Origin of the sequence: Arthrobacter sp. StoSoilA2, assembly GCF_019977195.1 — a bacterium.
GTDB lineage: Bacteria > Actinomycetota > Actinomycetes > Actinomycetales > Micrococcaceae > Arthrobacter.
Genome location: NZ_AP024643.1, coordinates 1,238,189 through 1,261,042, shown reverse-complemented (window position 1 = coordinate 1,261,042; position 22,854 = coordinate 1,238,189). Strand labels below are relative to the sequence as shown.

General features: G+C 58.9%; 22 protein-coding genes. 14 read left to right on the top strand and 8 right to left on the bottom strand.

Annotated elements, in window-relative coordinates; translation table 11 throughout:
* Positions 1 to 336 precede the first annotated feature (336 nt).
* The 3 genes from LDN82_RS05870 (at position 337) to LDN82_RS05860 (ending at position 4,046) form a co-directional block, all read left to right on the top strand.
* Entirely contained in the window at positions 337 to 483 is a 147-nt protein-coding gene (locus tag LDN82_RS05870) for a hypothetical protein (RefSeq protein ID WP_224166710.1), read from the top strand.
* A gap of 246 nt (positions 484 to 729) precedes the next feature.
* On the top strand, positions 730 to 2,676 hold the full coding sequence (locus LDN82_RS05865) for an ATP-binding protein (protein WP_224166709.1): 1,947 nt from the start codon (positions 730 to 732) through the stop codon (positions 2,674 to 2,676).
* Positions 2,677 to 3,110: 434 nt separating this feature from the next.
* Positions 3,111 to 4,046: a site-specific DNA-methyltransferase gene (locus LDN82_RS05860; RefSeq protein WP_224166708.1), complete on the top strand. Its 936-nt coding sequence runs from the start codon at positions 3,111 to 3,113 to the stop codon at positions 4,044 to 4,046.
* 792 nt (positions 4,047 to 4,838) lie between these two features.
* On the opposite strand, the gene LDN82_RS05855 is transcribed toward LDN82_RS05860, so the two are convergent.
* On the bottom strand, positions 4,839 to 5,849 hold the full coding sequence (locus LDN82_RS05855; RefSeq protein WP_224166707.1) for a DNA cytosine methyltransferase: 1,011 nt from the start codon (positions 5,847 to 5,849) through the stop codon (positions 4,839 to 4,841).
* A 905-nt stretch (positions 5,850 to 6,754) separates the two neighbouring features.
* On the opposite strand from LDN82_RS05855, the gene LDN82_RS05850 reads away from it, so the two are divergent.
* The 3 genes from LDN82_RS05850 to LDN82_RS05840 all read left to right on the top strand — a co-directional run bounded on the left by LDN82_RS05850 (position 6,755) and on the right by LDN82_RS05840 (position 10,885).
* Complete coding sequence (locus tag LDN82_RS05850; protein WP_224166706.1) at positions 6,755 to 8,176, top strand: ParB/RepB/Spo0J family partition protein; 1,422 nt, start codon at positions 6,755 to 6,757, stop codon at positions 8,174 to 8,176.
* A 1-nt stretch (position 8,177) separates the two neighbouring features.
* The gene (locus tag LDN82_RS05845) at positions 8,178 to 9,965 is read left to right on the top strand and encodes a DEAD/DEAH box helicase (protein WP_224166705.1); all 1,788 of its coding nucleotides are present in this window, start codon (positions 8,178 to 8,180) and stop codon (positions 9,963 to 9,965) included.
* A gap of 212 nt (positions 9,966 to 10,177) precedes the next feature.
* Positions 10,178 to 10,885 (top strand): DUF3883 domain-containing protein, encoded by a 708-nt coding sequence (locus LDN82_RS05840; protein WP_224166704.1) that lies wholly within the window; start codon positions 10,178 to 10,180, stop codon positions 10,883 to 10,885.
* 16 nt (positions 10,886 to 10,901) lie between these two features.
* On the opposite strand, the gene LDN82_RS05835 is transcribed toward LDN82_RS05840, so the two are convergent.
* Positions 10,902 to 11,042, bottom strand: coding sequence for a hypothetical protein (locus LDN82_RS05835; protein WP_224167609.1), 141 nt, complete (start codon positions 11,040 to 11,042; stop codon positions 10,902 to 10,904).
* Between LDN82_RS05835 and LDN82_RS05830 the strand changes: the two genes are divergently transcribed.
* Complete coding sequence (locus tag LDN82_RS05830; protein WP_224167471.1) at positions 10,980 to 11,372, top strand: substrate-binding domain-containing protein; 393 nt, start codon at positions 10,980 to 10,982, stop codon at positions 11,370 to 11,372. The genes LDN82_RS05835 and LDN82_RS05830 overlap by 63 nt on opposite strands.
* A gap of 72 nt (positions 11,373 to 11,444) precedes the next feature.
* Here LDN82_RS05830 and LDN82_RS05825 read toward each other — a convergent pair whose 3' ends face one another.
* Together LDN82_RS05825 and LDN82_RS05820 are read right to left on the bottom strand one after the other, a co-directional pair.
* Positions 11,445 to 14,345: an NPCBM/NEW2 domain-containing protein gene (locus LDN82_RS05825; protein WP_224166703.1), complete on the bottom strand. Its 2,901-nt coding sequence runs from the start codon at positions 14,343 to 14,345 to the stop codon at positions 11,445 to 11,447.
* Between the two features lie 100 nt (positions 14,346 to 14,445).
* Positions 14,446 to 15,729: a hypothetical protein gene (locus tag LDN82_RS05820; RefSeq protein WP_224166702.1), complete on the bottom strand. Its 1,284-nt coding sequence runs from the start codon at positions 15,727 to 15,729 to the stop codon at positions 14,446 to 14,448.
* A 243-nt stretch (positions 15,730 to 15,972) separates the two neighbouring features.
* Between LDN82_RS05820 and LDN82_RS05815 the strand changes: the two genes are divergently transcribed.
* From LDN82_RS05815 to LDN82_RS05790, 6 genes are all read left to right on the top strand, one after another.
* Entirely contained in the window at positions 15,973 to 16,827 is an 855-nt protein-coding gene (locus tag LDN82_RS05815) for a VCBS repeat-containing protein (RefSeq protein ID WP_224166701.1), read from the top strand.
* 70 nt (positions 16,828 to 16,897) lie between these two features.
* Positions 16,898 to 17,212 carry a metalloregulator ArsR/SmtB family transcription factor gene (locus LDN82_RS05810; RefSeq protein ID WP_224166700.1) on the top strand — a complete coding sequence of 105 codons (315 nt, stop codon included), beginning with the start codon at positions 16,898 to 16,900 and terminating at the stop codon, positions 17,210 to 17,212.
* The gene (locus tag LDN82_RS05805) at positions 17,209 to 17,616 is read left to right on the top strand and encodes an SRPBCC domain-containing protein (RefSeq protein WP_224166699.1); all 408 of its coding nucleotides are present in this window, start codon (positions 17,209 to 17,211) and stop codon (positions 17,614 to 17,616) included. Before LDN82_RS05810 ends, LDN82_RS05805 begins: the two co-directional genes overlap by 4 nt.
* A gap of 121 nt (positions 17,617 to 17,737) precedes the next feature.
* Positions 17,738 to 18,658, top strand: a complete 921-nt coding sequence (locus LDN82_RS05800) for an ATP-binding cassette domain-containing protein (protein WP_224166698.1) — start codon at positions 17,738 to 17,740, stop codon at positions 18,656 to 18,658.
* The gene (locus tag LDN82_RS05795; RefSeq protein WP_224166697.1) at positions 18,655 to 19,401 is read left to right on the top strand and encodes a hypothetical protein; all 747 of its coding nucleotides are present in this window, start codon (positions 18,655 to 18,657) and stop codon (positions 19,399 to 19,401) included. Before LDN82_RS05800 ends, LDN82_RS05795 begins: the two co-directional genes overlap by 4 nt.
* Positions 19,402 to 19,429: 28 nt before the next feature.
* The gene (locus tag LDN82_RS05790; RefSeq protein WP_224166696.1) at positions 19,430 to 19,795 is read left to right on the top strand and encodes a hypothetical protein; all 366 of its coding nucleotides are present in this window, start codon (positions 19,430 to 19,432) and stop codon (positions 19,793 to 19,795) included.
* Between the two features lie 28 nt (positions 19,796 to 19,823).
* Here the strand turns inward: LDN82_RS05790 and LDN82_RS05785 are convergent, their stop codons facing one another.
* The 3 genes from LDN82_RS05785 to LDN82_RS05775 all read right to left on the bottom strand — a co-directional run bounded on the left by LDN82_RS05785 (position 19,824) and on the right by LDN82_RS05775 (position 21,596).
* Positions 19,824 to 20,096 (bottom strand): hypothetical protein, encoded by a 273-nt coding sequence (locus LDN82_RS05785; protein WP_224166695.1) that lies wholly within the window; start codon positions 20,094 to 20,096, stop codon positions 19,824 to 19,826.
* Between the two features lie 196 nt (positions 20,097 to 20,292).
* Positions 20,293 to 20,724 carry a DUF305 domain-containing protein gene (locus tag LDN82_RS05780; protein ID WP_346347115.1) on the bottom strand — a complete coding sequence of 144 codons (432 nt, stop codon included), beginning with the start codon at positions 20,722 to 20,724 and terminating at the stop codon, positions 20,293 to 20,295.
* Positions 20,725 to 21,131: 407 nt separating this feature from the next.
* Positions 21,132 to 21,596, bottom strand: a complete 465-nt coding sequence (locus tag LDN82_RS05775) for a DUF6153 family protein (protein WP_224166693.1) — start codon at positions 21,594 to 21,596, stop codon at positions 21,132 to 21,134.
* Between the two features lie 218 nt (positions 21,597 to 21,814).
* On the opposite strand from LDN82_RS05775, the gene LDN82_RS05770 reads away from it, so the two are divergent.
* Positions 21,815 to 22,222, top strand: a complete 408-nt coding sequence (locus LDN82_RS05770) for a hypothetical protein (protein ID WP_224166692.1) — start codon at positions 21,815 to 21,817, stop codon at positions 22,220 to 22,222.
* An 18-nt stretch (positions 22,223 to 22,240) separates the two neighbouring features.
* Here LDN82_RS05770 and LDN82_RS05765 read toward each other — a convergent pair whose 3' ends face one another.
* A complete protein-coding gene (locus LDN82_RS05765) occupies positions 22,241 to 22,849 on the bottom strand; it encodes a TetR/AcrR family transcriptional regulator (RefSeq protein WP_224166691.1) in 609 nt (202 codons plus the stop codon).
* Between the last annotated feature and the right edge of the window lie 5 nt (positions 22,850 to 22,854).

The window sequence follows — 22,854 nt, the reverse complement described above, 5'->3', positions numbered from 1 at the left end:
TCTACCTGCCCGAAGCGCCCCGCCGATACCGGGGCCAGGGCTGGCTTCCCGAAACCGCCAAACACGGCCCCGACTACGGCGTATGCACCCACCCACGACGCGCTTCCCCCCTGCCGCCGGACTCACGTGGAACCGGTTGCTCTCCGGCACCGGCGGCGGTCACCACGACCACCTCCGCGAACTCGGCCGTCGCGGCATGCACCTGCACGGACATTTTAGAAACTATCTACGACGGCGGGTACATTTGGGGCCGCCCGCTTGGACGCGGCAGAAGAGGATCGCTTCCCGGGGACGCCTGACCGCCTTCAGAACAGGTCCAGGTGAATCGCCGATCTCGTGGTGTGGGCAACTGGGGTGGGACTGGACCTTTTCATCATCGACATCCCCGTGCTGGACGAGTGGGGCTACACACGGCCCACAGGCGGTATGACCGAGCAGGTCCTCTTGTATGCCGTTGGACTCCCGTGGCTTGCCCGGCACTAGTCGTCGATCCTTGGTGGCGTGAGGTTGGACGAAAATTGGTTACTGACAATGTTGCGCACCTGACGTGAGGTTCTTGCCCTTCCTTGAGATCCAACTATGGTGCCGGACGGCGGAGTCCACGAGTTTGAATAGGTAAGGGGCTCAGCCCTCGCGCCACCACTCACCCGTGGACAGCCGCGGTAAGATTCATTCGCTTCCGCCCAAGAAGCACACTCACCGGGACTCAGCCTAGGAGATAAAGCGACCGTGGATATATTCGGAGTCGGTTCACTTGATAGAAAATATCAGACAGAGCTAATAAGAAAACACCTACTAAACCTAACAACTTCATACTCTGACGAATCTGACGTATTCACCGAATTGATACAGAATGCAATTGATGCTATCAACCTGCGGTCGGCAAGCCAGGCAACAGACCGTGGCGAACTCACCCTACTCATCGGTCGCCGCAAAGGTCATGATCATTACATCTACGTTCAGGACAACGGTGTAGGCATGGCACCGGATCTAGTGGACAAAGTTTTCATTCCAGGCTTCTCTGCAGGAAAAAGCCAGGGTCGATCGATCGGTTATAAGGGCGTTGGCATGTCCTACGTTGTCGCCGTTTCAAATAATATGTCAATCCGTTCGATACAGAACAAAATCGCCTCAGAGCGCACGATTAAGTACACGCACGACTGGGTAGTTGATAGCGAAAAGTCAGAACCGATTGTCGCCGATACATTTCAAGCACCGCAACGAGTTAGAGACTTAGCTTCCGAAATAGAGTGTGGAACAGGAGTGTACTTTGCTTTTCACGCCGGCTCCACCCCTCGATCACTAGACCATACCGTAGTGGTTACACAAGGAATTCAAAAGGAACTCACATACTGGGCAGGATACTTGTGCGCAAAAACCGCTCTGGGGCTGGCTGAGCCTGCAAGTGAACACGAGACTTCCATTAGGGTCCGAATGATTTTGGACCTCGGAGAGGAGGGAACACACGAAGCTTCATTCGACCGCGAAGGCTTCTCTATTAGCAAAGGCAAGCTTGGCTATCCATTCCCTGAGAGCGTGTTTAGAGTCGGCGTGGATACAGACACTATCGATGCAACGCCCGAGGGGCAGCGGCACGTCCAACATGGCAGACGCCAACAGGCCGTGTATCACCGCTGGGCGGCTCCTGACCTTATCAACGACATGGAGAATCTCGACATTGAAGAGAGAGCCGGACTTTCAACCCACCTGCGCTGGGTCACTGGATATTTATCCTACAGCACCGGTGTAATGCAGGAGATTCGGAAGCAACTGGGAACACGCGCTCAGGTCGTACGCTATGGTGCCCGCCTAGTAGTTGACGGCGCTCCCCAGGGCCGCCCCCTTGAGCTGGCGCTGACGAGCGACCAAGGCCTGGACCGTCAGACTCACATTGTGCTGGGATTCAGCGACTTGGAGCTAGATACAGGCCGGAAGTTTGTATCGGACGAACGAACGCTCAGTGCTATAAATAAGGTTACGCAGCGCGTGGTCACAAGACTAAAGGACTATCGCTGGGCGTTGAAAGTGAAAGACGCGGAGCCAATTGATGCCAACCTGGCAGATTGGGTTAATACCATCATGAGCCGGGCCGGGAATTCTCAAATTCCCGAGTTATTTACTCATTTGAAGTCCATTCCCCCGGCTCGTGTAGATCCCGGTTCGGAGCAAGAGGTGATTGCTCTTTGGACCGCACTCCTTACTACAGGGTCGCTTCCGGGATATGCCATGAAGGCAATATCCGGCTTCAATCGCTATGACGCGCTTATCGACATCACCACGGAGGCCGCTAATGCGGTAGGGATGCTCGGCAGTCTCCGAACCGACTATCGCAGCAAGTCCAATGCCGTACTAGAGTTCAAACTTAGCTTTGACGATCTGATTACCGATTTTGAGAACAATAAGAAGATTCCCCGAGAAATGGATCTAGTAGTCTGTTGGGACTGCCCCGACATAAATATGAGAATAGGTCGCCTCAGACCAACGTATGGGGATTGGTCACACGAACGACCCCTCAGGGCCGTATCATATATCTGGTACGATGATGCCAACTCCGTGAAGCTTCCTGTTATTGCTTTGAAAAATGTCGTGGCAGAAATACTCAACGAAAATGGGAGCAAAACAGGGGCCGCCATTCTTGCGATACTGCAAAATCGCGATTCTGACAAACTTAAATAGTTTCGTCGCCCAAGATCCTTCCCTCAATACGGGACCACAGTTGCTCTGCCCAAGGGGGGCAGAGCAACTCATACGGTCAGGGCACCCACCGCAGCTACTTTTCGGCGGTGGCCGTCACCTCGCCCTGGGGTCGCTTCGCCCTCTTCGATACATCTCTGCGGGACCGCATAACACTGGGGAAGCGCCACACCTGGATAACCAAGACCGCAGAAAAGTCTGAGGTTCTGGAGCGCCGACAGTAGGCAACAACTGACAAAGCTTCTACACGATCCCAGGCCGCACAAGGCTTGCAGGGAAGCAGGAGTGAAAGTGTGCCGAGAGTTTGGCGCGTCCTGGCGTCAGCACGGCGGCCCCCTAGTCCTGATCGACACGCTTTTCACCTTTCTCCGCTGATTCTCGCCCTTTATAAACCGGGACGAAGTAGGGTTGTCGTCATGACCGAAGTGACAGCTGGCAAACAATCAAGAACATTTTCTTGGAGTCATTCTGGCCCAAACCTACTTATAGAAGCTGACAATCTACATGCACTCGGCTTGTTGTCCGATGAAACTTTCCGGCTGATTTACATCGACCCGCCTTTCAACACCGGAAGATCTCAAGTTCGGCACTCCATAAAAACAAACCGATCGCCAACCGGCAGCAGGCAGGGTTTCAGCGGTGAGCGGTACGAAACGATCAAGGGTGCTAAATTGGCGTACAACGATACTTTTGATGACTACTGGTCTTTCCTCCAACCGCGCTTGCTCGAAGCCTGGCGTCTGTTGGCCGATGATGGAACCTTTTACCTACACCTCGATTACCGCGAGGTGCACTATGCAAAGGTCTGCCTGGACTCAATCTTTGGAAGCGGATGTTTCTTGAATGAAATCATTTGGGCTTACGATTACGGAGCCCGCGCCCGTAAGAAGTGGCCAACAAAACACGACAACATATTGGTCTACGTAAAAAATCCCGACACATATCTCTTCAACGCACAGGCCGTCGAATATGACCTGTATAGGGCTCCCGGCATGGGTTCATCGCCGCCCGCTGCTGATGTTCTCCCCAGCGATGTCTGGTGGCACACCATTGTGTCCACGATGGGAAAGGAAAAGACGGGATACCCCACACAGAAACCTGAAGGGATTCTTCGACGCATCGTCCAGGCAAGCAGCGACCCGGGTGACTGGGTACTCGATTTCTTTGCGGGGAGCGGGACAACAGGAGCAGTCGCTCATTCGCTCGGACGGAAATTTGTGATGGTTGACCAGAACCCTGAGTCCCTAGTAACGATCAAGGCGAGACTTACCTCCCAGCTGAGAGGTGCCGACAACGCGGAGGGATCAGTCCAATTCGTGTCGCTTGCCCCAGCAAAACCCGACTGCGCCTAATGGATATAGACGACTACGAGGTTATGACATCCGCCTCTGCGAAGCTTCTCGGCAATATTGCGTTAAACGACGCATGGTCCGGGAGTCCTTTCGAGTGGATCCGCGGAGTCCCCTCCGCTACGAAGGGGCGAGTCGGCAAGGCCCTGATAACTGAGTGGGCTCGGGCGGTTGGACTTTTTATAGAGGGAGCACCAGACGGAAAAGGGGATCGTTGGATTAATGGACATTTAGTTCAAATCAAGATGTCGACCCTTTGGGACGCAGGGTTCTATAAGTTCCAGCAGATCCGAGACCAAGACTATGCGTACTGTCTTTGCCTTGGCATTTCCCCCTTCGAAGTGCACGCATGGCTGCTACCGAAAAACGTAATCAAAGAACACGTGATCGGCCACATGGGGCAGCACACGGGTTCCGGTGCCAGCGAAACATCTTGGCTGGAGGTACGACCCGGAGCGGTCCACGCGTGGATGCGGCCTTACGGAGGTACCCTGGAAAGCGTGCGATCCACCCTTGAACGGATACAAAAGTAGAGGGCTTGTCGGACACGGGACCACAGCTGCCAGGGTAGCCCGCTGTCTTCGGATGAAGCGGGATGGCGCTGAGCTTCGATAGGCAAAGACAGCGCCCCGGGGAGAACCTGGGCCTGCAGACCAGAGGTCATGACGCAAGTGGAATGACCTTGGTGGAAATTCGCTTCGGTGGCGGGCAATAGATGCTAGCGGTCACTGATGATCTTCTACCGCGCGATCGGTAGGAAGTTAACCCCTTCCCGCTAACTCGGCTGAGAAGGCGTCAGCTCACAGCCTGGAGATGACGGTCCACAAACTCGATGCCAATCTTGGCCGGACGGCTCTTCACTCCGAGAGCATGGGCTATGGAATTCCCGATTGCGCACGCGACGGGAGGGGGGAATGCATTACCAATTTGGCGGTAAACCGAGGTTTTACGGCCTGCAAACTGCCACTCCGGGGGGAACCCCTGAACGCGGGCGACCATTTCGTTCGTCAGCCGCGGTACATGATCATGCGGGGTGTCGGGGCCAGGAACCTCATTGGCAATCCCCTTACCATCGACGCCCAGCTGCAACCACGCTGCTTTCGCGCGGGTGGGACCGAGATCAGCGCCACCGTGTTTTTTTGAGCCCCCAACAACTGTAGGGGCGATGTAGTTAGCCCGTGCTGCCCAGGCCTCCGCCCCAGGCCAACCACCGCTCTTCATCAAAGGCAGCAAGATTTTTCCAACACTCGGAGGGGTCCCTTGCGCTGAGGGCCAGGAGAATTTCCTGAAGTGGCGCCGTTTCATGGCCACAAGGATGAATCGTGGGCGCAGTTGTGGGACACCGAACTCGCTGGAGTTGAACAACTGCCAGTCCGCGTCGTAGCCGAGCTTGTCGAGGGCCTCCAAAATTGATTGCCGATAAGGGGTGAATCGAGCAGATGCCAACCCCCTAACGTTTTCAAGCATGACGGCGCTAGGCGAGGCTTCGCGGACGAGGCGAAGGGCCTCAGGGAAAAGGTCGCGCTCGTCGTCAGCGCCCAGCTGTTTGCCAGCAATGCTGAATGGCGGACAGGGGACTCCGCCGGCCAGGAGATCGACCCCTTTGTACCCACTGCCACTGATTTCTCGCACATCCCCCTGATGCACGTCCCATTCGGGGCGGTTTAGGCGAAGAGTAGCCGCCGCATCTGCATCAATTTCTACGGCGAGGGAATGTCCGAATCCGGCCTTCTCCAAACCGACTGATTGACCTCCTGCTCCGGCGCAGATTTCGAGCACGGTGAGCTGTGAGGAGGATGCGATCATGTCGTCCATCCTCTCATTTCATTGGTAGTGGTTCTGCCGTCTGACACGCGGCGCTTTACTAAAGACCGACCGCAGCACGTGGACCGACAACGCTGCGCCTCAATTGGCTAGCTCCTCGAGCCTGGTCAGCAGATTTTCGCGCTCGCCCTTTGAAAGAAGCCTTACAAGGCCCCAAACCCTGTCAATCTGTCGCGGGGTTCTATGTCCAACCCGTATCCAATCCATTAGTAGCCGCATCTCATCAGGGACAAGGGTCTCGGCTGCTTCATAGGCGACATCGCTCGACCCAATTTCCGCGAGGGGATTCCGGCACCGTTTACACGTGGTCACATAACGTCCCCGTGGTGCAGCCGCGTCACACCATGTGACGTTTAGCTGGCCGGCGAGAGCAGGGTCATCGCTGTACGTTTCCCCAGCCCCTATGCCACAGAAAATGCAGGCGAAGTTGTCCCTCGCCAGTGTCTCACGGCGCTCACGGTCACTTGCGCGGGGAGTGTGATTAGATTTGTAGCCCGGTTCCCAGATATGACCGCCGATTTTGACGAGCCGAAGCTCGTCCACGGCCAGTGCCCGTTCCTGGGCATACGTGGACAAGATCCATCCGTCTTGCCTTAGGTCCCGCATACGGCGGTCGATTTGTTCAACTCCCGGAAAAGCCTCCCTCAGCTGTGCCTTCGTGAACACACCTCCTTCGCCAACCTGTGAGGCCAACCATAAAGCTGCTCGGGTGCGCGTCCCTGCAATACTCGTTCTCCAGTCCGGAAGATTCATGTCGCCAATCATCTTTGATTCCCAACCCTATAGACAACGCGAGACATACTTTGCGCTCAAATTTCCTCCTGAAGGGCTGACTACCGTAAGGACGTAGAATGCAATCGGGATCTTTACCTTAAAGGGGGGCAACCATGAGCAACGTGCCAGGGCGTGCGCAGGACAACAAGGCCATCATTGAAGAGCGCCTTGCGGCAAGCCGCTCTGCCGAGGGCGTACAAGAGAGCGTCTCGATTGAATGGCGTGGGAGCTCAGTGCACTTGCCGGTGATCTCCATGCCGGTGGAGATTCTGTATTACAATCCCGCCACACACCGCATACGGGCGCAGCGCAGTATCGACAGCGCGAAGGACCAAGAACTGGACAACGATCCTTACGGTGACCTGGGCCAGGCATACCTTCATCAGCTGCTCAAAGGTGACCCTACGAACCCTGAGTCGGTTGACCCGGCTTTTGAGGCGCTCAAAGAAGACTTGAAGGTACACGGTCAAAGCGATCCGGGAATCATTACTCGTAGCGGGGTTTTGATCAACGGCAACACCCGCCGTGCTGCACTGTCGGAACTAAAACAAGAGCACATCCGCGTCGGGGTACTTCCGCCCGATGCCAGTCTGGACGATCTACGGTCCATCGAACTTGCCCTTCAGCTACGCAAGGACCACAAGCGCGATTACTCATTCATGAACTTCCTACTCGCTATCGAGGAAAGGATCCTTCAGGGACGGCCAACATCGGAGATCACGGCTGACTTCCGAATAAAAGCGGCAACCCTCGAACGTCACCTATGGATCTTGAGCCTCATCCGAGAAGCAATCGACAGAAGCAAGATTGTCGGTTCGGACGGTCAGCAGGTTTCCTTGCGTCTGGTGGATTTCGAAGAGCAACAGGGGAAACTCGAAGAGCTCTACCGAACCTATTCGGCGCTAAAAATAAAGGCACCCGATGAAGCTGAAGCTCTCAGAGAACAGCGACTCTTGGCCATAGCCCTTAATAAATCCAAGACAGACCTGCGGTTGATCGAATCAGACTTTGTGGGTAAATACGCTAAGCCACTTATGCCGAAACCGAGCCCCACCGGGGGGACTGCTGTCCGCATCCCCGGTACGCAACTGTCGGCGCCCGGCCCGAGCGCGATGGTCGAAGCACTGAAGGCGTCGACCACCGCCGTACTGCAGGCTAAAGCCGCCACGCAGGCTCACGTGGATGTACCCAGCACGGAACGCGCAGCGGCCCAACAATTGTTGACAAGTACCCACAGCGCCCTGGATGACGGATTGGATCTGGCTGGCCGCCAAGGCAGAGTCCTAAAGAGGAAATTAGCAGCCACCGACCGATTGTCCGATGCGAACGACGCGCTTGAGCTGGTTCTTGAGGCCGTCTCAAGCGCCAAGGCAACAGGAAACTTCAGCGTGTCCGATCTGGAGGAGGAGATTGGAGTGATGCGTGAGAATCTCCACAAGCTTGCACAGATCGTCAGTCGTGGCCTTAGCGAACCGACGGACGGCGTTCGGTGGCTCCAGGCAATAACTCGCGTAGAAATCGGGGCGGAAAAATAGAGTGCTCGACCTCCGGTTTTCCCTCATGGCAGGGAGGGTTGATCTTTCATGCGACGAGGGCAATTCCCCTCATCTTCGGATGCTTGCAACCCGATTTTCGACGAGTCTGAGCCTGCACAAGACGTCCATCAGCATTGAACTAGATGATTTCCTCGTCAACCTTCGAGAATTAGCCCGATGGCCCGCTGACGACGTCGATGTCCGCTGGGATGGTGCACTCCTTCGACTCGTCGAAGGAAACGTTCAGGACTCCACATTGGTAGATGCTCGGCTCAATGCCGAGGAAGTCAATCAGCTGCCCGTCCCCGTTCTGCCGCCCAACTGGGTTGCTCCGCTCACCGAGCACCAGACCCGTGATCTGTCTAAACTCATGGCTCTAAATCACGGCGCAAACTTCAGTGTTCCTGGTGCTGGAAAGACCAGGGCGAGTATGGCCATCTACGCGGCTCGTCGCGCCGCCGGATCAATCGAACGCATGCTCGTTGTGTGTCCTAAATCTGCATTCGAAAGCTGGGAGTACGAAGCCGGAGTCTGCTTTCAAGGCGAGCCCATGACAACGCACGTATGGACCGGGGGACTTCCCCCGGATGCCGATATTCTTCTCGTCAATTACGAACGTCTGCCAAATTCACTCCCGCCCCTCATTACGTGGATGAAGGCCGCTTCAACTCTTTTGGTCCTAGACGAGGCCCACCGAATGAAACTCGGCAGCGCAGGGGCCTGGGGTAGCGCCTGCCTGACTCTCGGCCCGTACGCGACTAATCGTCTGATTCTGACTGGTACGCCCGCCCCGAACGGCTCTAGAGACCTAGAAAGCCTCTTCTCATTCGTATGGCCAGGACAGGGCAGGGCGGCGGTCCAACGAGCGGTGGCACACGAGGATTTGGCCGTAGCCAGCCGAGCCCTCAAACCGCTTTTCACGCGAACAACGAAGTCCGAGTTGGACTTACCCCCGGTGGACATATCGATCCGGCGAGTGGATCTACCGCCACTGCACCGAGAAATTTATGACGCCCTTCTTGGGCAAGGGAAGCTTGCATTAGCCTCTGAAGCCGGCGACATGGCCGCGCTCGGAAAAATTCTTCTCTACTTGTTGATGGCCGCCACTTCGCCTGCACTTCTTGCCGTTGGCTCGGATAAACACGAAGCGCTGCCCTACCGTGTGCCGCCCTATCTGGTTCCAGAGGGCGCTACTGCCATGGAGCTTCTTCGGGATCTACCACTCTACGAGCTCAACCCCAAGTATCAGGAGGTACGCAGCATTGTAGAAAAGAATGCGGCCAAGGGCAGAAAAACGCTTATCTGGTCGACGTTCGTTCGAAACCTCAAATCACTTGAAAGAATGCTCGCGGAATTCAATCCGGCCTTGATTCACGGGGGGACAATCGACCGGGACGAGGAGCTCAAGCGCTTCCGGCAAGACCCCACATGCGCGGTTCTGCTGTCCAACCCCGCCACGCTCGGCGAAGGAGTCAGCCTCCATCATGCGTGTCACGATGCCGTGTATGTTGACCGCGATTTTTCCGCCGGCCGATTCCTGCAAAGTCTGGATCGGATCCATCGACTGGGCCTGGCTCCTTCCACCATAACCAAGATCACCGTTCTGGCCGCTACAGGCACCATCGACGAGGTGGTCGAGGATCGGCTGGCACGCAAGCTGGAATTCATGGGCGGTATCCTCGACGATCCCAATGTGCGTGTTCTTGGTGACTTGGAAGAAGAAGTCGATGAATCGGTCGGAATGGATATGTCCGACCTGGCGGCACTTACTAGTTACCTCAACCGATGATTCCTGCTGAAGGAGTGATTATCGCTGCGGCTCGGTGGCTTGATTTGCTGGGACGCTCCACCGAGCTCCAAGCTTCCATCCTTATCCGGTCTAACTCCAGATACGCAGACCTGACTCCAACCCAATATTCCACTGCCCTCGAATGGTTACACTCGATGTCCTGGACCGGGTTGCCGAATAGCAGCTTGGACCGGTCGCAAGCATTGGGGCAAATGACATCCCAGAACAAGAGAGAATACCTCCTGGCGAGTTTGTTAAGAGCCGCGGACCCTCCGTGGCTGGAAAATGCTGACGTGCTGGTCCACAGTAGCGATGACCTACCGCAGGACATAGAGAGATGGTCGGAAGTTCTTGGTTTGTCGCCCGATTCAGGGTTACGAGTCGTACGACGGGTAAGTGCAAAGATAGATCTAGCCCGGCGAGCACAGGTGGGAAGCGCAGGAGAAATGGCACTCTGTGCACTGCTGGAGGCCAAGTGGCCCGGTGCGATCAATCACGTAGCCGCAACGGATGACGGGTTCGGATATGACATTTCAGCTTCACTTCCAGAGGCTGAATGGCATCTTGAAGTGAAATCGACTACTCGCAGAGGCCGTCTTTCCTTTTTCCTCAGTCGTCACGAGTTCGAGACGGGGCTATCCGACAGCCACTGGAAGTTGCTTGTCGTCGGCTTAGACGATGCCCTTGAAGCCAGCTGCGTTGCCGAGGTGGACAAGTCAGCATTGAAGCAGTTCGCCCCGACAGATCGAACTACGTCAGCAAGCTGGGAAAGCGCAAAATATGACCTGGAGGGAGCCCACCTCATGCCTGGCTTAGCGTTTCTCCCATGGGGTGAGGCGGACATGGCGGTGCATGGCTTGCTGGCATTGGGGACAAGCAACCACTCCCCATATTTCGCTTGGATGCCTACAAGAAGCTAAACGCATACGCCCACCGCTACCCCTCAATGACAGCGATGGACCCCAGCAGCCATAGCGTGGAGGTAGGTTGAAGGCACAGCAGGAAGATCCCGAAGTGCCGCTCCGAAGAGAGCTTGACCTGCACCCGCCAGACCTCGATATCAACGATGTTACCCACACCGACAGGCGCTGCTCGAGCTGGTGCCGTGGTTCTTCCGTAATCGCAAACAGGCTGCCGTCATGCCGCACGGAGAGGGGTCGGCAAGCTTCATCTACAGGAGCGGCGCACCCGGCCTTGACAGCCTCCCAGGAACAAATTCCCGGTCTCACCGCTATCTTCGCCGTGAGCGAAGAAATGAGCGCAGCGGTGGTCAACGAACTCCAACGCCACGACCGACGCGTCCCGAAGGACGTTTCTGTGCTCAGTTTCGACAGCACCTTCCACATCCCTGCACGTCCATCCGCCGCTCAGCATTGCCGCCCCACCACTTGCAGGCATGGGAAGTAAGGTGCGAACAGGCGCAGGACCCGCCTCTCCGGCGGGTCCCACACCTTTCCTGCTTCAATCAGCCGATGCGAATCACCCCAACCCCACCGGCAAATTCCCCACCGCAATATCCATGACGTTCAGCCCCTCATCCACCAGGGCACTCCCCTGCGGCAGCGTCACGCTAGACACCTCGAACGCCGGCGGAATGTCGATCTTCGTAGCGAACACGCGAGCGGGCTCATCCACACGCACAACGGTCGAAGACCCACCAATGTAAGCCTGCGTGTGCCGCTGGTGATAGGCCGACGAAGCCACCACAACGCTCGTATCCGAAGCGACCCCGGAGAGCCAGTTCGGTAGAGAAAGCGTCACCTGCCGGCTCTGCCCGTTCGTGAAGTGCACGGTCGCGACGCCCGAGGACACGTTCCCCGTGGAGAATCCCGTCACCAGCAAAGTCCGCCCCTTGCCCGAAACAAGCACTTCCTGCCCCGCAGCCTTCAAGGTATCCGGTGTCCCCACCGCCGTAGGATGCCAAACGGACGACACCCCAAATGCCGAATACCGTTCGCCCGAGACAAGCCCACCCGCCGCCAGAGCCTCCTCCGAGAACGTCCGCCGATCAGCCGTCACAGCCCCATTCCGCGGATTGGCCGCATTCGCCACCGACGTCTGGTTCACCAAAGAACCAAAGGGCAAAGCAGCAGGAGCAACCCCAGGCCCCTGGTAAGCACCGATGTTCGGCGCCCCAACAGACTCGGCACCAGAGGTGGGGTTCCCGAAGAAGTCCCTGCCGCCGTCGTCGTTAATCCGAACACCGGCACCAAGCAGCGGCGACCCGGAAAGCAGCCGATACCCCGGAACAGAAAGCGTAGTCTGCCCGCTCCCGCCAGCAACCAACCGAGGATCACCCAGCACCGAACCCGTCTCTCCAGCGGGCGGCAAGATACCGCCGAAGTACGCGTTGTTCGCATACACAGCCGACGCGACTTTCAAACCACCGCCCGGCGCCACGAAGAGGTTATTGCGGACCTCGCGCGGGCCGGTCATGTCGTCCAGGAAGGCGCGCGATGGGCAGTAGAAGGTGTTGTTGTAGAGGTAGTGCTTGCCCGTACCGCTGCTGCTTCCGCCCAACCGGCAGTCGTCCTGGGCGATGTTGTACCGCAGCACCACGTTCGCCGCGGTGGCCCCGCCGCCGCAGTTCGAGACGCAGTTCAGGTAGAAGCCGCCCGCGTTCCCGTACGAGTAGTTGTACTGGAAGAGGCAGGTTCCCACGATCTTCATGTCGCAGTCCCAGGCCGTGGAGTCGTACACAGAGGTGCTGCTGTTGCCCACAACGTTGAACTGGAATACGGGGTTCTTGGAGTTGTACGGCCACATGCCGGCGAAGTTGCCGCCTTCATAGGGGTGGGCGCCTTGGCCGAGGTTGAGTCCGCTGTTGTACTCGATGAGCGGTGCGTCGGAGTTGTGGATCACGATCGCGTCGCCGCCCACGTCGTGGATCTTGTTGCGCGCTACGTAGACCTTGGTGTTGTAGCGCTCGGTGGTGTCCGGGGCGGAGATCTTCACGCCACCGCCGGCGGCATCGTTCACCTCGTTGTCGGTGATGGTGATGCCGTCCACCGAGCCCTTGCCCCAGGAGCGCACCATGATGCCGGCAGACTGGGCAAACCCAGCGCCGTTGGTGGCCTTGTTGCGCCAGCCCGCCACGTCTTCCACGTGGTTTCCCGTGACCACGATTCCGGCGGTCTGCGCCGTTCCGCTGTTCTCAAAGAGGATGCCCACCCTGCGCACGGGAGTGTCCGACGGGTTCACCACATGCAGTCCGCTGACCGTCCAGTGGCTGGCATTGGTGATCTGGATGGCTGCCACCGCGCCGTTGCCGTTGATGGTGGGTTTGTCGCCGTCGCCGTAAGCGGACAGTGTGATCGGGTGGTCCGCGACGCCGGTGCCCGCGGGCGTGAGCGCGCCAGTGCAGTCAGCACCAGCCCGGAAGAGGACCGATTCGCCCGCGTTGAACGCGCCGTGGCCGTTGACCTGGGCGATCGAGTTGAACGGGCTGGCCTGGCTGCCGTCACCGGGACTGGCCGCCGAGCAGTCCACATAGAACTTCGCATCGCTGATCTGCACGATCAACGCGCCGACCCTGCCGGTGGTCGCCACGTCGAAGGGGCCAGTGCCGTTGGCGACGAGTTCCGTCGTCCCGCCTGCGGCTCCAGCAGGCACCACGAAGGTGATGGTTGCAACGCCGGTGGCGTCAGCAACGGCGTCGGCCACGTTTTCGCCCCGGAGGCTGAGACTGACGGGACTCAATGGCTGAAGATCACGCACGACGACGGTCGCAGGGGTCCCCGGGACGAGCGAGTTGAGGTTCGTCCCGGCTGAGCCCTCGATACGCAGCGGCGCGGCAAGGAACGCGTCGGAGCAGTTGATCCTGGCATCAGCCCAGTCGGCGTGATCGTTGCCGTTCCCTTCCGGGCCGGCCTCAACCTTCAGCTGCAGCGTGGTGCCGCCCCTCAGATCCACGTTGACGGGCAGGGCTCCGTCGGTGCCCTTCCGCTCCCCCGCGAAACGCTCCAGTCCATCCACCAGGACCTTGAAGTCCACCCGGCCGCGATCACCCTGGGTATCGTCCACACCCACCTGGGCGAGGAACTGCCGGCACTGCCCGCCGAGGTTATACGTAATGGACGACGCCGCGTGGGTGCCCAGACCCTTCGCATACACGGTGCCGCCGATGGTCAGCGGCGCGCGATTGGCGTCCGCGAGCGCTTGGCCGCCGTTGCTCATGTCCAGTTCGGCCGGACCCCAGCCGTTCGTCATGCTGGACCATGGGACGTCACTGGCATACACGACGCCGGTAGGCGGCGGAGGCAGTTCGGCTGCGGTTGCTGCGGGGCTGGCTGGGACTCCGGCGGCTACCAGCGTGGCAGCGATGAGCGCTGCGGATGCGGTGGTTGCGGCCAGACTTCTGGCCAAGGTTTGTGGGTGCAAGTGAGGCTCCTCATTGAGTGGGTTTCCTCAAGGAGTTTCTTGCGGTTGCACTGCGAAGGGCAACGAAATGCACAGGACTGAACAGGCGGGCGCAGCGCCCCTACAGCCTCACCTTGTAGACGTGATGCGTGGATTCAACGGAGAAGTCATCCGTGAACTTCCCGTCCTTCACGGCGATCGTGCGGTTCTCGTTCACCACCTCAACCGTCTTGGGAGTGACACCCGTTGGCAGGGTGAAGGTCCGCTGCCCGGTCAGCGCGTCCTGCGTCATCGCGAAAATGTAAGCGTCGCCGTTGTAGCTTTTCAGCATGGTGTCCAACCCGTCGCCAAAGTTCCATACATAGCTTTGCGTGTTCAGAACGGGTGCCAAGGCCTTCACTTCTGCGTTGATCTCACCCATGGCCTGCACTTGATCCCGAGCGCACGCCGCATCCGTGAGGCGGACCGTGGCGAGCGCGTCGCCGGTTTGGCATTCGTTAATTTGTGGCTGGTCCGGTGACTGCGTGAACCACATGATGCCCCGGGCTTCGTGGATGAGCGCCGCCCATACTTGGGCTTTGACTTGCGCCGGGGTGATCTGCCGGTAGTCGCCGGCGTCGCCGCCGATGGACACGACCTCTGGAAGCGCCCAGATGGGTGACTGGACACCCCGGTACTTGTTGATCTCTCTCATCAGCTCGGTTGACTTGGCGTACATGGACGCGGTGTGGCAGGTCTCCGTCCTTACGTTGTCGGTCCCGGTCAGTGACCGGAAGCGCGAGGCGCCGAGGCACGGCCATGAATAGTAATACTGGGCGACGGAGTTAACGTTGGATGTGTTCCAGTAGTCTGCGCTGAATTGCATGGACCGGTCGTAGGTGAGGATGCCGTTCGTCCAGTTCACGTACGTGAACATGCCCGTTTTTGCGGGGGCGTACTGCTCTGCGAGGCGCCGCATGTGGGCCAGTCCCTCTTCAGGTCCAAACCTGCCGTCCACCTCATCTTCCATCAGGGCACCGACCTGCGCGGCCCAGTTGTCGGGCGCGTTCTCCGGCTTGTAGAGGGTAAACATGCCCTGAGCTGCTACCGCGGCCGCGTCCGTGCCTGGGTTGCCTTGGGCGTAGAAGTTGATGCCCCTGGCTTTGTCGAACGTCATCTGGTCCGGGTTCACCGACCCGTACCAAACGCCAATCGGGAAAAAGTTCGGGTCGTCCCACTCTGCCGCATCGGCCTTGCTGAACTGCTTATAGAACGCCGGGCCGCCATCCCAAGGAACCCTGGCGAGGTCGGAGAGGGATGCTCTGGGGGTCGACGGGGGGGCGATCGGGTCCGCTGTTTCCGTACATCCGGAGAGTAGCAGGACGGCAACCGCTGCTGCCGCTGTGAAGTAGCCAACCCGCCTCATTGCTCCTCGATTCCGTCCCGACCGGTGAAACCTGAATGTCTCTAGGATGACAGGGCTTTCCGTCAACCCCTAACAAAACTTCGGCGATCCGGATAAGCTCCGGTCCATCGCGTGATGGCTATGTTGCTAATGGGGGTAACAGTGATGTTCCGATCAAGGTCGACTACTACTGCACGGCGCACTACTGCATTGCGAAGGGCTCGAAGCCGGAGGCGCCCACTTTTCCTTGGCGCAGCTGTGGCCATGGTTGCGGTCTTTTTCGTAGGCCTCGCAGTGGTTCCTGCCCAGGCAGACAAGACCGCCACCCGGGCTTTGAGCGTTCCCAACAACAACTGGGACTACGTCACCATCAATACCAGCTACTTTCACGACGTTCTTGCCCGCGACACAGCAGGCGACCTCTGGGTGTATCCCGGTGACGGCCTTGGCGGCTGGAAGAAACCCCGGTTCAAAATGGGCCAGGGGTGGAACGTCATGACCGCAATCGTCGGTCCGGGCAAATTTCAAAGCGAGTTCACGGACGACCTCCTGGCCCGGGACACCAACGGCGACTTATGGCTCTACCCGGGCACAGGCGGCGGAACTCTCAAGCCCCGGATGCACGTGGGCGTTGGATGGAACGTCATGACTGCCCTGGTGGGACCTGGGGACTTCAACGGTGATTACATGGCGGATCTCATGGCCCGTGATGCCGAGGGGCGCCTCTGGCTATATCCGGGAGATCACCGAGGCGGGTGGCTCCCCCGGTTCCAAATCGGCGAAGGCTGGAACGTGATGACTGCCCTGATCGGTCGCGGCGATTTCAATGAAGACCGGAAAATGGACCTCCTGGCCCGGGACACCAGCGGCCGCCTTTGGCTCTACCCCGGAAACGGCACGGGCGGGTGGCTCCCGCGGATGCAAGTCGGCGAAGGCTGGAACACCATGACGGCAATCATCGCCACCGGCAACTTCGACAACAACTACGAGGGGTATTCGCAGATCATTGCCCGGGACACCAATGGCATCCTCTGGCTCTATCCCGGCATTGGAAGCCGCCATCTGGAGCCACGGAAACAGATCGGCGAAGGCTGGAACGTCATGACGGCGCTGGTCTGATCCCCCTATCTTTGGCCGGCAAGAACCACCCAGATTGTCATTTCGGAAATTTCCGACATATCATCATCGAGTGCTACCCGACGTCTTCGGCGCCCTCGCGAACCCTTCGCGGCGCACCATCCTCGATAGCCTCCGTGAGGGTCCCTTGACGGCGGGCGATCTCACGGGCCGCCTGGACCTCAGTCGATCTACGGCGTCAGAGCATTTGGCGGTCCTGCGGGAAGCTGGCCTGATCCGCGAGGAGCGGCAAGGCCGGCACAGGATCTACCACCTTGAGGCCCAGGGCCTGCGGGAAGCCAGCAACTGGCTGAAGAACTACGAGCAATATTGGAACCAGCGGCTCGACGCCCTGGCCGAACTACTGGATGAGGAAAACACCCCATGACCGAGAACGCCATCCGCCTTGAGCGCACCTTCCCGCACCCCAAAGAGGCAGTGTGGGCTGCCCTGACAACCCCGGAACTGCTCGCCCGCTGGTGGGCTGCCGGGGATATCGCTCCAATCGTGGGCCATCGATTCACCATGGACATGGGTGGTTGGGGCCAGCAGCAGTGCGAAGTCACCGCCGTCGAACCCGGCACCTCCATCACGTTCGTCTTCGCCGAGGGTGTCCTGGACACCACCATTACCTGGGCTTTGGAGTCCACCGAAACCGGCACCGTCCTTCACTTCGAGCACGCCGGCTTCAACTTGAACACCCCCATGGGACGGCAGGCCATTGAAGGTATGGGCAACGGCTGGCCTGGTCTCCTGGCCCGCATCGACCAAGTCTTGGTCAGCGTTAGTTAAGGCGCCGGCAGGGAGGCGGGTCCGGCGTCGTACCTGCACAAACAATTCGTACTAAAGCAGCAATGCACTCATAGTGGGTGTATTGAAAGGGGGACTTCATGAATTCACGGGATGCGCTCTTATGACCCTGAGACTGGATAACATCTCGAAGTCTTTCGGAAACATAAAAGCCGTCCACGAGTTGAGTTTTAGCTGCGCCCCAGGGACGATTACCGGGTTCATCGGGCCAAACGGGTCCGGGAAATCCACCACGCTCAGAATGATCGCGGGGTTGACCCGGCCAGACACCGGCTCCATTACGATTGCTGGCTCGCCCTTCCATGAACTGCTGAACCCAGGGCAACAGATAGGCTTCCTGCTTGATCCTTCGGCACACCATCCCGGCAGGTCGGCCCGAGAAACAGTCACTTTGGCCGCCGCAATGATGGGGCTCCCGAGGCAGAGGGTGGATGCCGTTCTAGAGTCGGTGGGCCTGGCCAGTGCAGGTCGTCGAAAAGTACGGTCACTGTCCCTGGGCATGCGCCAACGCCTTAGTTTGGCCATTGCTCTTCTGGGCGATCCCAAGTACCTCGTCCTGGACGAACCAGCCAACGGGTTGGACGTCGAGGGAATGAGTTGGCTTAAGGCATCCATCCGTCGATTTGCCGCCGACGGTGGTGCCGTTCTCATCTCAAGCCATTTGCTGAATGAGCTTGAGTCCTATGTAGATCGCGTAGTCATCATTGACCGCGGCCGCGTGATCTCCAACTCCTCCATCGGAGACCTTGGAGGAACGGAAGTCACTGAAGTCGATGGCCCTCAGCGGTCTGAAATCAGGCGCGTCCTGCATGCCGAGGGAATCGCACTGGCCGACGCCCCTCATTCCGCCAGTGAGCGAATTTCAGTGATGTCGTCACCGGAGCGCGTCGGTGAAATCCTTTGGAGGAATGGCATCCAAGTGAGCCTGTTGCACAGAAAGTCGGTGGAATCGTTGGAAAGTTACTACAGTGAACTCACTTCCCCGGAGTTTGCAGCGGTCTCCAGGACGGAGGAGGGGAAATGAGCGGCATCAGCAGTCCGGTATCGAACCCCATCGGCGTTGCCGTCTACGTCGAAATGCGAAAACTCATCAATACCCGCAGCTCGCGATGGCTTCTCTTTAGCATGACGCTTCTAGGCATCCTGATGATCGTCGCGTTCGTAGCCGTCTCAGCCAGTCGCAACGAGCCGATTGACATGTCCATGATGCTTGCCGCGTTGGCGTTGCCCGCTGGCATCGGTGCTCCAATTATTTCGATTCTCGCGATCACTTCCGACTGGCAGCACCGCGACAATGTGAAGTTCTTCGTACTACAGCCAAGGCGGGGAGTGCTGCTCCTCGCAAAGTACATCGCTGTGGCCATCTTTGGTCTCGCCACAATGCTGGTGATTTGTGCCGTGGCTTTTGCTGTATCGGCGGGCTTCTCCGTTTTCACGAGCTCGGACATCATGTTCGGAAGCCTGAACAGGAGTGTCTGGCTACTGCTTTGCGCCACCCTGGTTGGCGTCATGTCCGGGGCTGCGGTCGCTTCCGCGCTCCTGTCCACGCCACTCGCGATTGTCTTTGTGCTGTTTCAATCTTTTGTTTTCGACTCGCTGATTGGTCTGGTCGCTGGCGATGCAACGCCATTTCTTCAATCCGCCACGTTCACCAACGTTCTGACCGAAGGCGGCAACGCTGCAGCTGCCGCATCTTCAGCTGTCATATGGATCCTTATTCCTTGTGTGATCGGTATCTGGAGAAACCGAACCAAGGATGTTGTCTAACCGCATCACGCGGGAATGGAGTAAGTCGATGAAAACCAGCACACAACAAGATCTTGTGTACGCATTGAGGCGCCGGGGAGTCGCTGAAAACATGATTCCCGGACTCCTCAAAGAAGCCGATGAAAAGAGTCTGAGCCTGGGCGATCAGTTCAGTGTGTCTGACTTCGTGTCGGGCGTCCCCCGCGGCACCGACCTATCCAAGGGCGCGAAGATTGGACGCATCGCCGCAGTTTTCATTCTGGTCGGGATCGCGGCGCAGCTGTTTCTCAGCGGAGTACTAGGGGTACACCTTGGATTTCCAGGCGTCCTCTACTATTACGGTGCGGTACTCGTGGGATTGAGCGTCCTTGTGTTCTCCGCATACCGCGTTGACCGCAAATTGCCGCTGCCCTAGCTCCAGGCAGGTCTGACGCCAAGGGCTCTCATTCCGTGCCGTATTCTTCTTCAAGCTCCGCGAGGACCTCGGCTGCTGTCCGGCTTCCGCCCTCCGCGTGGCGTCGAAGTTCCTCCACATCGCCGCGCTCTGAGGCAAGCTCAATGAGGAGGTCCACGGCGTCGGAACTCCCCCGCGCGGCAAAACGACGCAGCTCCTCAAGGTCGCCTCGCTCAGCGGCCAGTTCCACAAGCTGGTCAACGGCGTCCCGGCTGCCCTGGTCTGCCTGCGCCCGAAGTTCGGTCAAATCGTCATCGGTCATGGTCTGAACATTTCACATTTACCTGCCGTCCGGTAGGCCGTGCTGCGATGTGCGGGCTGGTGACTTGGACATTGGTTATCTAGGCATTTTCACGACGTCCGGACCGTGGTTGCGGTAGCCGTGCTGGTAGATGAACCAGAGGAGCAAGGCTGCAAGGGGCTGCCGGCCCTGTTCGGGCCGACAGCCAGAGCCTTGCTTAGAGGGTGGTCAGCAGTTGCTGCATCTCCTTGATTTCAGCTTCCTGCGCGGCCACGATGTCTTTGGCCAGTTGCACCGCATCGGCATTTTGACCGCTGCTGGTTTCTGTTTGGGCCATCACCACCGCACCCTTGTGATGGGCGATCATCTGGGTCAGGAACAGCTTTGCGGCGTCGACACCTTGGGCTGCTTGGAGTTTCGCCATGTCATCGGCGCCCATCATGCCTTCCATGCTATGGCCGCTGGGCATCTGCGTGGACTGGTTCCAGCCGGACAACCAGGAAGTCATTTTCTCGATCTCCGGTCTCTGAGCGTCCTTAATGCGGGTGGCGAGGGCGCTGACTTCATTGGGGATGCTTTGCTTGGCCAGGATCATGTCGCTCATTTCCACGGCCTGCGCATGGTGGGGAATCATCATCTGGGCAAACATCACGTCCGCTGCGTTGTGGTCTCCCGCAGCTTGCGATGACGTTGACGCAGCGGGGCTTGAGGAGCCCATGGAGCCGTGATCCATCCCCGGCATGGAGGTCCCGGTCGAACCCGGAGTGCCGGTACTGCAACCGGCAAGGGCCAAGGCCGCCGCGAGGGCAACTGCGGACAGGGGCAAGAGTTTTTGAGTGTTCATAAGTGGTCTTTCACAAGGAGGGGTGGGCGTCGATGCACCCACTCGGAAAGGTTGTGGTGATGCCCAGCAGAAGCCGCTGGGCAGTGGCACTGGCTGCGGCAGAAGAAGAGTGCCGCTGCCCAAGTATTCGGGCAGCCCGGTCATCCGGGCGCGCGCTGATCTCGGCGGCGCGCTGATCTCGGCGCGGCCCTGATCTCGGCGCGGGCGACCGATTATGTTCTGCTGATCGACAATTCACCCGGTGAAGGACTTCCGGGCTGGTAAGACCACAGTGTGCCGGAAGGATCGGCCTGGACCTGGAAGGTGGACGGCGCCGTGGTTGTGCTGTCCCGAACCGGCGCAGCCAGACCGCCGGGCCCGACTGAAGGGATGCAGGAACCGCCCGCCACATGCGCAGATGAGCAGTTCCCGGAGCAAGAACAATGCGCCAGCGGCGCCATACCCGTGTCTCCGCTCACAGACTGCGACGCGCCCGCATGACCGGTATGCGTTGCGGCATCGCCAGGGGCTGGGACGGCCGTAGCGGATGTGTCCGCCGCAGTGGTGATGACGGCGGTGTGCAGGGAGTGGGGGCCGACCATGATGTGCATGCCCAACAGTCCGGCGATCAATGCCAGGACCGCAGCCAGAAGGCCTGCTCTGAGGAAGAACCTGGTTATGGTCGGGCGTGGTTCCACAACAGTCCTTCCTTACGCGTGCCGGGTCAACGATGTGCCGGGTCAACGATCGTCGGTTTCAGCCTACCGGCCCCTCGCACCCCAACCTGCGCAAGGTGTGATCGGCGTCGGCTTCTTGGATGGACTCGTTTGCATCTCCCAAACAGGCCACGCGGATGCCCTTGAGCAGGTGATGCATTGAAGGCATCCTTGGAGGAAGGACCCCGTTGGAGGCTGCGATGGACCCATCAGACACAGGCGCACAGCCGGTGACGCCGGCCGGGCTGCTGGCGTCACTGACTCATATCGACAACGTCGGATTCCACGGGATCGCAACCACCCTCACCGGCCCGGCCCCAAAGATCGACCGGAACTGGGCTGCACTTATCCGCAACGCACACATCGCCGTCGCAGCGATCACTTGGCCGCCGGATCTGCAGGCCGCTGCCAGCCGGTTCACCCATGCGGCAGACGAGCTGATCGCTGTCCTTGAAAGGCGCGACACGGCCTCCGTTGGCGAGCCTGCCAAGGAACTCCACATCGCCTACCACGCATTGAGCGACGCCGGCTGGAGCCATCTTGCCGCGGCTGCGGGAATGACGACCGAAGGCGCCCACGACCACCACGGACACGGGCACTCCCACTAGAGACTGCGTCTGCGGCCGCTAGCTCCCTGCGGCCAAAACCACGTTGATCTGATCGCGGATCTCATCTCCGACCTGCTCGTCGGTGAGACCGCTATTGGCGGAGGAGCTCATGCTGACGAACATGATCGCCGAGATGACCCTTGCAATTTTCGCTGGGTCCCGGGCCGTCAATTGCTCATCCCGCCGCAACACCTCTGCGATGGCAGCTTCCGTGCGAATAGTCAGGGCAAGTGCCTCCGCGTGATGCGGTTCGGTGGGGTCGCCAAAGACGATCTCTTTCAGGTACGTCCGGCCGTTCTCGATCTGGACCCGGTTGCATTTGATGATGGGTCGGATGATCGCCATGATCCCGTCAAGGACAGCTTCTTCCTGTTCCGCGGCGGCGACGCCCGAGTTGAGCGCTTCAGCGTATTTGACGTTGTGGACAAGGAGAAGCAGCTCCGCCTTCGTCTTGGCGTACAAGAACAAGGTTCCCGATCCGACGTCGGCCTTTTCAGCCACTTGCTGGGTGGTGACCTCGTCTACGCCGTACTGGGTGAAGAGCTCGCGGGCGGCGGCGGTGATGCGGTCAAGTTTCTCCTGTTTATTCCGCTCGCGTCGGCCAAGGGTCTGGGGCACAGCCTGCATTCAAA

Excerpts from the sequence above, each read along its gene's own strand:
- LDN82_RS05860 (WP_224166708.1), top strand. The coding sequence starts at position 3,111 with ATGACCGAAGTGACAGCTGGCAAACAATCAAGAACATTTTCTTGGAGT.
- LDN82_RS05855 (WP_224166707.1), bottom strand. The coding sequence starts at position 5,849 with ATGATCGCATCCTCCTCACAGCTCACCGTGCTCGAAATCTGCGCCGGA.
- LDN82_RS05850 (WP_224166706.1), top strand. The coding sequence starts at position 6,755 with ATGAGCAACGTGCCAGGGCGTGCGCAGGACAACAAGGCCATCATTGAA.
- LDN82_RS05840 (WP_224166704.1), top strand. The coding sequence starts at position 10,178 with ATGACATCCCAGAACAAGAGAGAATACCTCCTGGCGAGTTTGTTAAGA.
- LDN82_RS05820 (WP_224166702.1), bottom strand. The coding sequence starts at position 15,729 with ATGAGGCGGGTTGGCTACTTCACAGCGGCAGCAGCGGTTGCCGTCCTG.
- LDN82_RS05815 (WP_224166701.1), top strand. The coding sequence starts at position 15,973 with ATGGTTGCGGTCTTTTTCGTAGGCCTCGCAGTGGTTCCTGCCCAGGCA.
- LDN82_RS05805 (WP_224166699.1), top strand. The coding sequence starts at position 17,209 with ATGACCGAGAACGCCATCCGCCTTGAGCGCACCTTCCCGCACCCCAAA.
- LDN82_RS05800 (WP_224166698.1), top strand. The coding sequence starts at position 17,738 with ATGACCCTGAGACTGGATAACATCTCGAAGTCTTTCGGAAACATAAAA.
- LDN82_RS05795 (WP_224166697.1), top strand. The coding sequence starts at position 18,655 with ATGAGCGGCATCAGCAGTCCGGTATCGAACCCCATCGGCGTTGCCGTC.
- LDN82_RS05790 (WP_224166696.1), top strand. The coding sequence starts at position 19,430 with ATGAAAACCAGCACACAACAAGATCTTGTGTACGCATTGAGGCGCCGG.
- LDN82_RS05785 (WP_224166695.1), bottom strand. The coding sequence starts at position 20,096 with ATGACCGATGACGATTTGACCGAACTTCGGGCGCAGGCAGACCAGGGC.
- LDN82_RS05780 (WP_346347115.1), bottom strand. The coding sequence starts at position 20,724 with ATGTTTGCCCAGATGATGATTCCCCACCATGCGCAGGCCGTGGAAATG.
- LDN82_RS05770 (WP_224166692.1), top strand. The coding sequence starts at position 21,815 with ATGGACCCATCAGACACAGGCGCACAGCCGGTGACGCCGGCCGGGCTG.
- LDN82_RS05765 (WP_224166691.1), bottom strand. The coding sequence starts at position 22,849 with ATGCAGGCTGTGCCCCAGACCCTTGGCCGACGCGAGCGGAATAAACAG.